At 72.2% G+C, this 309-nt stretch carries 1 pseudogene; it reads right to left on the bottom strand.

From position 1 onward, the window contains the following. Window positions 1–202: pseudogene (locus tag RAC81_RS16980) on the bottom strand (HNH endonuclease); the annotation flags it as partial. Window positions 203–309: the final 107 nt, after the last annotated feature.

Raw genomic sequence — 309 nt, 5'->3', positions numbered from 1 at the left:
TCAGCCGGGCACGATCCAGCATCGAAACGATCACCCCGGCCGCCGCCGCACTCACCGCCCCCGCAGCAAGCGCCGCCTGCACGACCGGATACCGCGGCGGCAACGCCTCCCCCAGCAGATTCGCACGCGGCGCCGTCGCCTCACCCACCTTCACCAACCGCGACGCATCCCCCGTCGACCCACCCGTCGTCGCCGCGATCATCGTCGCAGGCGACCGGAACCCCTGCTGCTTCGCCAATCCCTCCGCACCGAGTTCCGGGCGAGACTCCCGCGCGATCCCCGCCGCGACCTCCGCATGCAACCCGTCCA

The sequence above is a fragment of the Microbacterium sp. CR_7 genome, from assembly GCF_041954755.1.
In the GTDB taxonomy this organism is placed as follows: Bacteria; Actinomycetota; Actinomycetes; order Actinomycetales; family Microbacteriaceae; genus Microbacterium.
This window is presented reverse-complemented; position numbering and strand designations above follow the sequence as displayed.